Source organism: Clostridium sp. (assembly GCF_016650035.1).
Classification (GTDB): Bacteria; Bacillota; Clostridia; order Clostridiales; family Clostridiaceae; genus Clostridium_AD.
This window is the reverse complement of the sequence record NZ_JAENWM010000115.1, coordinates 1-9654: the sequence shown is the minus strand read 5'-3', so window position 1 is coordinate 9654 and position 9654 is coordinate 1. Positions and strand designations below refer to the sequence as shown.

Here is a 9654-nt window from a genome sequence, read left to right as displayed (position 1 = left end):
TTTCATATTTAAATCTACCTTTCTGATTATCAACACCCCATTTGTACAATCTTATGAGGTATATTCTACACTATATTTTTGTATGTTTGGGACATAATCAAAAACGGTATACTAAGACATTATCATAAACGGATCATAAAAGTGGATAGAATATATCAATTTTAATTGTAATATAGGCCGATTAAATATATAATAGTACATGCAAGGAAATAATATATAGTAATATTATTATTCCTATTATACAAGGAGGCACATAAATGAACATAGATGTAAACACGTCAACAGATGAATTATTAGAGTCTTGGGTCATGTATTCACAAAAACTTATCTATACTATGCTAACTTCCAAAACAGAACTTGAAGAATTTAACAAAATAAAATTAACTCTAAAAACAAAAGGAATTATGCATTTAGAAATACATAATGTTTATGATAAAGAATATGTTTTGCACTATACTAAACAAGGTGGTCTATTTGAAAAGAGAATTAATATTAGTTAACAAGAGATAAGGGTGAATGCAGCTTGTATTGGAGAATGTACGCTATTAACAGTAGGCGTCATTTAACATTGAGTTGTATTTTTTTCGCCATTGAGTTATTCATTAAAAAGTGACTACGAGTTTTCGCAGTCACTTTTGGTATTTTTTGAGTGTATAAATCATTAAAAATATTTAGGATAAAAAACCTAACATTGTTAGAAACTATATTAATAGTATGGGAAGTGATACTTAACATACACTTAACAATGCGATAACATGTACTAAACATGGCGAAGGTATACTAAGGTTGTAATGTAAATGTGAAAATTAAAAAAGAATATAAATTGGGGAGGAATAATAATGATAAAAAATATGAGAAAATTTATTGTAGTTGCAACAGTTCTTACTGTTATGACAGGAGCTTTAGCTGGATGTGGAACTTCTACAAAAGAAGATTTAACAAAGAATCCAGCTTCATCAAATGGGAATATGATAAATGCAGGAGGTTCTTCATTCGTTAATCCACTATTTTCAAAAATGTTTTCAGAATATAATAAACTCTACCCTGAAGTTAAAGTTAACTATCAATCTATAGGTTCTGGAGCTGGTATTAAACAACTTACAGCAGGCACTATTGATTTTGCAGCATCAGATGCATTTATGAGTGAAGAAGATGAAAAGTCAGTGAAAAATGGTGTTATCCATATACCTATAACTGTGGGAGCAGTAGCTGTAGTATATAATGCCCCCGGCGTGGACACAGGATTAAAACTTACACAAGAAACACTTTCAGGTATTTATCTTGGAGACATAAAGAATTGGAATGATGCAAAAATAAAAGCCGACAATGCAGACGTAAAACTTCCGGATTTAGCTATAACACCTGTATATCGTTCTGATTCAAGTGGAACAACATCAATTTTTACAGATTATTTAACTACAATATCTCCAGAGTGGAAAGAAAGTGTTGGGCAAGGCAAGGCTGTTAAATTCCCAGCAGGAATAGGAGCTAAAGGAAATGAAGGTGTATCAGGTCAAGTTAAACAAATACCTGGATCTATAGGATATACAGAGCTTGCATATGCTACAGTAAATAATATACCTTTTGTAGAACTTAGAAATAAAGATGGAAAGTATGTTGCCCCAACACTAGAAGCAGCAACTCTTGCAGCAGAAGCCGCAGCAGTAGATATGCCAAAAGACACAAAGGTATCACTAGTTGAAAAATCAGGTGATGAGGCTTATGGTATCGTAGGGTTTTCTTGGATACTAGCAAATACAAAATATGATGATGCAGCAAAGAAAAAGGTAATAATAGATTTAATTAAGTGGGCAAATACTGATGGACAACAATATGCCAATGATTTATATTATGGAAAATTACCAGAGTCTATCATTAAGCTTAATGAAGAAAATATAGCTGCAATTAAGTAATAATTAAATATAAATATAAACCCGAAGTGGTAAAAACTAATTAAAAAAGGTTGTGTCACTTGGGGTTTGTGTGATTTTATATAACAATGGGAGGAGAGTCGAACCATGGGAGAAAATAAAATTATAAAAAAAGTTGGGCAAAAACCTAGCAAAATGAGCCAAAACTTTTTAGATAAACTTTTTAAAAACGTAACTTTATTTTTTGCAGTAATTATTGTTGCTTTAATGGTATGGATGGTAATTGCACTAATAATCCAGTCTAAATTGTCTATTGAAAAGTTCGGGTTCTCTTTCATCACAAGTACTAATTGGGACCCAGTAAATGAAGAATTTGGAGCATTACCTTTTATATATGGTACTATCGTGTCTTCAATTATTGCAGTTTTAATAGCAACGCCAATAAGCATTGGGATAGGTCTATTTTTAACACAAATGTCAAATAAATGGATGAAAACAATTATAGGTTTCATGGTTCAAATATTAGCAAGTATTCCAAGTATTTTATATGGATTATGGGGTTTATTCATTTTTGTACCTTTTATCAGAGATTATTTTCAAAAACCTGTAAGTAGTGTACTTGGATGGTTCCCACTTTTTTCAGGTGCACCTATTGGGCTTGGAATGCTATCAGCTGGACTAATTTTAGCTATTATGATTATTCCAATAATATCAGCTCTAGTTGTTGATATTATTGAAACGGTCCCAACTGACTTAAAAGGTGGATCCCTTGCCCTTGGTTCTACTAAGTGGGAGATGATATGGAATGTTGTCTTGCCTTATGCGAAGCAAGGAATACTTGGAGCTGTAATAATGGGCCTTGGTAGAGCTCTTGGAGAGACCATGGCGGTTACCATGGTTATAGGAAATAGAGCAGAAATTATGCTTTCATTATTTGCACCGGGACACTCCATGGCTGCAGTTATAGCAAATGAATTTAATGAAGCCACTGGTGCAGTTTATTATTCATCATTAATAGAAATAGGATTGCTCCTTTTCTTAGTAACATTTATTCTTAATGCAATAGCAAGAATCTATATTCGTAAAATATCTAAAGTTTATTAGGGAGTGATATTATGCCAACTTCAAACATAAGAACAAGAAAAATATTTAATGATTTTATGCATGTTATAATTGTTGTATTGACCATAATAGCATTAATCCCTTTGGTAAGTATACTTAGTTATATAATTTATAAAGGATACAGAGTTATAGATTTTGGGTTTTTAACATCATTACCTACTCCAGCAGGCGATATAGGGGGAGGGATAGGCAATGGTATTCTTGGAACTCTAATTTTAGTAGGAGTTGCTTCAATAGTTGGAATACCAATAGGAGTTATGACTGCTATATATTTAAATGAATATGCTACTAAAGGAAAATTTGCAGAGCTTGTTAGATTCGTAGTTGATATACTACTGGGAATACCATCCGTAGTTGTAGGTATTTTTGCATATATAGCTTTTGTTCAGCCTTTTGGTGGATTTTCAGCTATGTCTGGAGGGCTTGCCCTTTCAATTATATTAATACCAATAGTTACCAGGTCTACTGAGGGTGTTTTAAAGCTAGTTCCCAATGATTATAGAGAAGGGTCTTATGCACTTGGTGTTAGTCAGTGGCAAACTATTATTAAAATAGTTATCCCAACAGCTATGAAAGGAATAGTAACAGGGATAATGCTAGCTGTTGCAAGAGCAGCAGGTGAAACAGCACCTCTTCTTTTAACAGCTTTCGGAAACATATATTGGTCAAGTAGCTTAAAAGAGCCCATAGCATCACTGCCAGCACAGATTTTTGAGTATGCTAAATCACCTTATGCTGACTGGATAGAGAAAGCTTGGGGTGCTGCATTAGTTTTAATAATAATGGTATTATTATTGAATGTTTCCGCAAGGATTTTAACTAGAAAGAAATATTAATACCACATTTTAAGTAAGGAATAGGAGGAATTTTCATGGGAATAATTCAAACTAAAAATATTAATTTATTTTATGGTAAATCTCAAGCATTAAAAAATATTAATCTTGATATAAATAAAAATGAGGTTACTGCACTTATCGGTCCTTCGGGCTGTGGTAAGTCTACCTTTTTAAGAACTCTTAATAGAATGAATGACTTAATAGATAATGTAAAAATAGAAGGTCAAGTTATATATGAAGGTAAGAATATATATGAGGAGTGCAATGTAATAGAACTTAGGAAAAAAATAGGAATGGTTTTTCAAAAACCAAATCCATTTCCTATGTCTATATTTGATAATATAGCTTACGGTCCTAAAATACATGGAGTTAAGAATAAAGCTCAATTAGCTGAAATTGTTGAAAAGAGTCTTAAGGGAGCAGCAGTATGGGATGAAGTTAAAGATAGGCTGAAAACAAGCGCCATGGGTCTATCAGGTGGACAACAACAAAGAATATGCATAGCTAGAGTCCTCGCTGTAGAGCCTGAAATTATTTTGATGGATGAGCCTACTTCGGCACTAGATCCAATATCCACAGCTAAAGTTGAGGAACTCATGGACGTATTAAAAGTTAATTACACTGTTGTTATAGTTACTCACAATATGCAGCAAGCGGGAAGAATATCAGATAAGACTGCATTCTTTCTAAATGGTGAAGTTATAGAGTTCGGTAAAACTGAAGAGATCTTCCACAAGCCTAGGGATAAAAGAACAGAAGATTATATTACAGGAAGATTCGGCTAATAATATATTTAGGGGGAATTAAATATGACAAGAGCTTCTTTTGATGCAGGGCTTGAGCAAATTCATAATGACATATTAACTATGGGAAGTATAGTAGAAAAACAAATATTTAAATGTATAGAGGCGTTAGTAAATCAAGATTTAGAACTGGCAGAAAAAGTGATTAAGAATGATGACTTGGTGGACAATCTTCAAAACGTAATAGAAGATAAGTGTGTTAGGTTAATTGCAACTCAGCAGCCCTTAGCACATGATTTAAGAACTATTTTTACCTCGACGAAGATAGTAACAGATCTAGAAAGAATAGCAGACCATGCGGTTGATATATCCAAAATAGCCATAAGACTTAAAGGGGAAAAATACATTACACAATTAGTGCATATTCCGAAAATGGCCGATATAGCAAAGGAAATGATTAAACTTTCTATAGATGCTTATATTGAGGGAGACCTTGAAAAAGCATATAGCACCTGTAAAATGGATGATAAAATGGATGCTGTATTCAAAGATGTTTTTAATGAGTTACTTCTAATAATGGTAGAGGATTCCACCACAGTAAAACAAGCCAGTCAATTTTTATTTGTATGTAAGTTCTTAGAAAGAATTGCAGATCATACAACGAATATTTGTGAATGGACTGTTTATTTAGTAACTGGAGATCATATTGATTTGAATGATTAGTATCAAAAAAATTCAACATCCATTCAAAACAGGAATTGAGGAAAGATGTAAAGATATCTTAAAAAAACGGGAAAACTATTATTATAAGGTTAAGAAATATATTCTTAACCTTATTTTAATTAAAAACGGATATAATTATTAAGGTTATGGTATAATAATATTTGATTAGTATAAAAATAATAGTTAAAATGATAGTAATTGATTTGCATATAGTGCAATTATACAGTTTTTATACCCAGGGTAAATTGTAGCCTTGAGCGCAATGAGCGTTTAGAAGATGATAAATAGAGCTACAGAACATAATTTAAAATTAAAATATATTTCAGAATTAGATAATTATTAGGAGCCTTCGCGGCATAGATAAATAATAAGTTAAATAAAAAGAGTGATGTTTACTTAAAAGCAACACTTTGAAATATAAATCTATTAAAATATTAAAAAGAAAGGAAAAGTGGAAACGTTAAGGTCGAGAAGACTATGACAGTAAGTGAAGTTGTAACATGTTTTTTAGTGAATGAAGCGACTACTTACAAATCATTAAAACAAAACAAATACCGGCTTTTTAATTTTGACGTCACTGGTGAGTAAAAAAATGATCTGGTCGAATTCATAAATAAACTAAAGCAAGGGAAACGAATAAAGGAGGAAATTATTGAATAATAATTACAAAGGTAAAGGCAAAAACAAAATCAGAATTATCCCACTAGGTGGACTTGGAGAAATTGGGAAAAACATTACAGTAGTAGAATACAAGGACGAAATTATTATTATAGATTGTGGAATTGCATTTCCAGATGCAGATATGTATGGAGTGGATTTAGTTATTCCAGATGTGAATTATCTTTTAGAGAATAGAGACAAGGTAAAAGGAATCTTTTTAACTCATGGTCATGAAGATCATATAGGAGCATTACCTTACGTTTTAAAACAAATTAATATTCCAGTGTACGGAACAAAGTTAACGCTAGGACTTGTAGAAAATAAGTTACAAGAACATGGAATAATAGCAGATTGTACGCTTAACGTAGTAAACGCTGGTGATATTATAAAACTTGATAAACTAAGTGTAGAGTTTGTAAGAGTTGGTCATAGTATAGCAGATGCATGTGCTATTGTTGTACACACACCTATTGGCAGAGTTGTACACACAGGTGATTTTAAAATAGATTACACTCCAATTGATGGAGAAGTTATAGATTTAGAAAGATTTGCAAAACTAGGTGGCCAAGGAGTACTTCTACTCATGATGGATAGTACTAATGTAGAAAGAACTGGGTTTACAATATCTGAAAAAGTTATTGGAGAATCACTAAATAAATTATTTTATAAGGCTGAAGGTCGAGTAATAGTAGCATCCTTCGCATCAAACATCCATAGGATACAACAAATTGCAAATTCATCAGTATTACACGGAAGAAAGATAGCTTTCAGTGGAAGAAGTATGGAAAGAATCTCTGCAGTAGCTATGGAACTTGGATATTTGCATATACCACCAGAATTTATAATTACAGTGGCAGAGCTTCGTAACTATCCAGATGATAAAGTAACAATAGTAACAACTGGTAGCCAAGGTGAACCACTAGCTGCACTTACAAGAATGGCAACAGGTACACATAGGAATATTCAAATACAAAAGGATGATTTCATTATTATATCTGCGTCTCCTATTCCAGGAAACGAAAAGTTCATATACAAGGTTATAGATGAACTATTCAAAAGGGGTGCTGAAGTAATATATAATACTACAGAGGAAATTCACGTTTCTGGGCATGCATGTCAAGAAGAGTTGAAATTAATGCATACCTTAATTCGTCCTAAATATTTTATGCCAGTACATGGTGAATTTAGACATTTGAAACAACATGCACAACTTGCAGAAAAATTAGGTATGAATCCTGAAAGAATATTTATTGGAGAAACTGGACAGATATTAGAAGTATCTCCAAGTGAATGTAAACTAGCAGGAAGAGTACAAACAGGAGCTATAATGGTAGATGGACTTGGAGTCGGAGACGTTGGTAACATTGTACTTAGAGACAGAAAACATTTAGCTGAAGAGGGTATTTTAACTGTAGTAGTTACTATAGAAAGAGAAACTTACAGTATATTAGCTGGACCAGACATAATAACTAGAGGATTTGTTTATATGAAAGAGTCCAATGAACTTATTAACGAAGCTAGAGATATTGTTAGAAAAGAACTTGAGCAATGTTTAGATAATAAAGTTAAAGAATGGGTAGTAATAAAAACTTGTATCAGAAATTCCTTATCTCAGTTTTTATATGTAAAAACTAAGAGAAGACCTATAATTATACCAATAATAATGGAAATATAACAAAAAGCATGTATCGTTGTGATACATGCTTTTTTATGCTTTTGGTGCCAGCCACGTGGAAGGTGGTAGATGCACTTGTTTATAATGACTCCATTAATAGACAATTAGACTGAATATAAACCTCTTTACATTAAATATTGGTTTAAATTAAAGTTAAATACCGCACTTATTACATAAATTATTGCAATTTAGTGTAAATTTATGTACAATAAACCTACAAGAACAAAAATAATTCTGAAAGGCTGGGTGTGTATGGATAAATTAACTCTTGATAATATTACAACAGAGGATCTAAGAAATCGCATAAATAATTTAAGAGATGTTCTAAATGAAATATGCTGTACAGACTTAGGTAACCAGGTTGAAGAAGAAAAATTGGATGTACTAATCGTTGACTATATGAAAAAAATATTATAGTTACAGGTTATGCGAGTTAGTATATGCATATATATATAAACATTGAATAATATAAATAGGGAGTTAAAGACGGTGCAATAAGACAAAAATCTCTATGCCTAAGAGATATAGGGGGTTCTGCTATGGAAATTTTACAAATAGTTAAAGAGAGACTGTCATTGTTTAAAAATCTATATGATAGTATTAGGATTGTAGAGCCAATTAATAAAAAAGTTGTAAATCCTGGAGGAGATAGTACAGAACTTACAACAGATAATTGCTATGGATTATGCGAAAGAGATGAATACTGTAGTAACTGCATTTCCATGAGGTCTTTTATAGAAAACGATACTTTTGTTAAAGTGGAGTTTATTAAAGGGAAACTTATGCTGATTATTTCGTCCCCGGTAATTATAGAAGATAGTACATATATTGTAGAGATGATTAAAGATATATCACAAACATCAAGCATAATGAAAAATGAAAAAAGTGATTATAACATTCAGAATTTAATAGTAGAAATGAATGATGTGGCTATAAAGGACGAGCTTACAGGAATATATAATAGAAGATATATTAATGAAAGACTTACAGTAGATATAAATGATAGTAGCAAATATAATAAGCCTTTATGTGTAGTTATGGCAGATCTAGATTTTTTTAAAGATGTAAACGATAATTATGGGCATGTTGTAGGGGATTGGGTGTTAAAGGATTTTGCAAAGCTTATTTCAACTGCTATAAGAAGTAGTTCAGATTGGGTAGGGAGATATGGTGGAGAAGAGTTTCTAATAGTGCTAGGAAACACTGATGGGAATGAAGCCTTTAGTGTAATAGAAAAACTTAGGAAGCTAGTAGAAGAAAATGTTTTCATCTATGATGATATAAAAATTAAAATAACATCAAGTTTCGGCGCTTATACTATTCAGAATGTACATATTACTATTGATGAACTTATTAGTAAAGCAGATAGAAATTTATACACAGCCAAAAATAGCGGAAGAAACAAAACAATCATTAACCTATAAAACACGGTAAGCTAAACTTTAAAGAAAGTTTAGCTTACCGTATTTTTGGAAGGATTATTCCTACACTTCCCCGAATTTACTTTCTACAAGAGTTCTTAAAGCCTCAATAGCCAATGCTTCATCAACGCCTTTTGCAACAATTTTAATTTCTTCGCCTTTTGATAAACCCAAGCTCATTATGTTTATTATTGATTTTGCATTAGCGACATCATCGCCGTGTAATATACTGATAGTGGACTTGAATTTATTTGCTGTTTTTACGAATACGGAAGCGGGTCTTGCATGTAGTCCTTGTTCGTTTAATATTTTAACGATAATTTCCATTAATATAACCTCCTAAAATGTATTTATTTTACATCATGTATCGCTAGATTTTATATTCATATTAAGTATACCATTGGTGCCACCCACGTGGCAAGTGGCATCTTAAGATGCCACTTGCCACGTGGGTGGCACCACGCAGACCTGAAGCATAAAAATATAGCCCTTGTATATCAAGGGCTATAAGTTTTTTTCGAAAAACTTTTTCTTAAATGCCTCTGGACAACACCACAGATCAAATGTTATGATAATATTGGAAAGGTAGGTGGGGCACAATAT

The 9654-nt window shown here is 32.1% G+C and carries 10 protein-coding genes; 9 read left to right on the top strand and 1 reads right to left on the bottom strand.

Going from position 1 to position 9654, the window contains the following annotated elements; all coding sequences use genetic code 11:
• The first annotated feature begins 257 nt into the window (after window positions 1-257).
• The 9 genes from JJD95_RS18270 (at window position 258) to JJD95_RS18230 (ending at window position 9054) form a co-directional block, all read left to right on the top strand.
• Window positions 258-500 (top strand): hypothetical protein, encoded by a 243-nt coding sequence (locus JJD95_RS18270; protein WP_291644637.1) that lies wholly within the window; start codon window positions 258-260, stop codon window positions 498-500.
• 339 nt (window positions 501-839) lie between these two features.
• Window positions 840-1913 (top strand): phosphate ABC transporter substrate-binding protein PstS, encoded by a 1074-nt coding sequence (pstS, locus tag JJD95_RS18265; protein ID WP_291644635.1) that lies wholly within the window; start codon window positions 840-842, stop codon window positions 1911-1913.
• A gap of 105 nt (window positions 1914-2018) precedes the next feature.
• On the top strand, window positions 2019-2975 hold the full coding sequence (pstC, locus tag JJD95_RS18260; RefSeq protein ID WP_291644633.1) for a phosphate ABC transporter permease subunit PstC: 957 nt from the start codon (window positions 2019-2021) through the stop codon (window positions 2973-2975).
• An 11-nt stretch (window positions 2976-2986) separates the two neighbouring features.
• A complete protein-coding gene (gene pstA, locus JJD95_RS18255; protein WP_291644631.1) occupies window positions 2987-3829 on the top strand; it encodes a phosphate ABC transporter permease PstA in 843 nt (280 codons plus the stop codon).
• Window positions 3830-3864: 35 nt separating this feature from the next.
• The gene (gene pstB / locus JJD95_RS18250; protein WP_291644629.1) at window positions 3865-4614 is read left to right on the top strand and encodes a phosphate ABC transporter ATP-binding protein PstB; all 750 of its coding nucleotides are present in this window, start codon (window positions 3865-3867) and stop codon (window positions 4612-4614) included.
• 24 nt (window positions 4615-4638) lie between these two features.
• Entirely contained in the window at window positions 4639-5295 is a 657-nt protein-coding gene (gene phoU, locus JJD95_RS18245; RefSeq protein ID WP_291644627.1) for a phosphate signaling complex protein PhoU, read from the top strand.
• A gap of 652 nt (window positions 5296-5947) precedes the next feature.
• Window positions 5948-7630, top strand: coding sequence for a ribonuclease J (locus tag JJD95_RS18240; protein ID WP_291644625.1), 1683 nt, complete (start codon window positions 5948-5950; stop codon window positions 7628-7630).
• Between the two features lie 201 nt (window positions 7631-7831).
• On the top strand, window positions 7832-8047 hold the full coding sequence (locus JJD95_RS18235; protein WP_291644623.1) for a hypothetical protein: 216 nt from the start codon (window positions 7832-7834) through the stop codon (window positions 8045-8047).
• A 122-nt stretch (window positions 8048-8169) separates the two neighbouring features.
• The gene (locus tag JJD95_RS18230; protein ID WP_291644621.1) at window positions 8170-9054 is read left to right on the top strand and encodes a GGDEF domain-containing protein; all 885 of its coding nucleotides are present in this window, start codon (window positions 8170-8172) and stop codon (window positions 9052-9054) included.
• 60 nt (window positions 9055-9114) lie between these two features.
• Here the strand turns inward: JJD95_RS18230 and JJD95_RS18225 are convergent, their stop codons facing one another.
• Window positions 9115-9378: an HPr family phosphocarrier protein gene (locus tag JJD95_RS18225; protein ID WP_291644619.1), complete on the bottom strand. Its 264-nt coding sequence runs from the start codon at window positions 9376-9378 to the stop codon at window positions 9115-9117.
• Window positions 9379-9654 lie beyond the last annotated feature (276 nt).

What these genes read in the sequence shown, in the direction of transcription:
- JJD95_RS18270 (WP_291644637.1), top strand. Translation starts at nt 258, where the DNA reads ATGAACATAGATGTAAACACGTCAACAGATGAATTATTAGAGTCTTGG.
- pstS (WP_291644635.1), top strand. Translation starts at nt 840, where the DNA reads ATGATAAAAAATATGAGAAAATTTATTGTAGTTGCAACAGTTCTTACT.
- pstC (WP_291644633.1), top strand. Translation starts at nt 2,019, where the DNA reads ATGGGAGAAAATAAAATTATAAAAAAAGTTGGGCAAAAACCTAGCAAA.
- pstA (WP_291644631.1), top strand. Translation starts at nt 2,987, where the DNA reads ATGCCAACTTCAAACATAAGAACAAGAAAAATATTTAATGATTTTATG.
- pstB (WP_291644629.1), top strand. Translation starts at nt 3,865, where the DNA reads ATGGGAATAATTCAAACTAAAAATATTAATTTATTTTATGGTAAATCT.
- phoU (WP_291644627.1), top strand. Translation starts at nt 4,639, where the DNA reads ATGACAAGAGCTTCTTTTGATGCAGGGCTTGAGCAAATTCATAATGAC.
- JJD95_RS18235 (WP_291644623.1), top strand. Translation starts at nt 7,832, where the DNA reads ATGTACAATAAACCTACAAGAACAAAAATAATTCTGAAAGGCTGGGTG.
- JJD95_RS18230 (WP_291644621.1), top strand. Translation starts at nt 8,170, where the DNA reads ATGGAAATTTTACAAATAGTTAAAGAGAGACTGTCATTGTTTAAAAAT.
- JJD95_RS18225 (WP_291644619.1), bottom strand. Translation starts at nt 9,378, where the DNA reads ATGGAAATTATCGTTAAAATATTAAACGAACAAGGACTACATGCAAGA.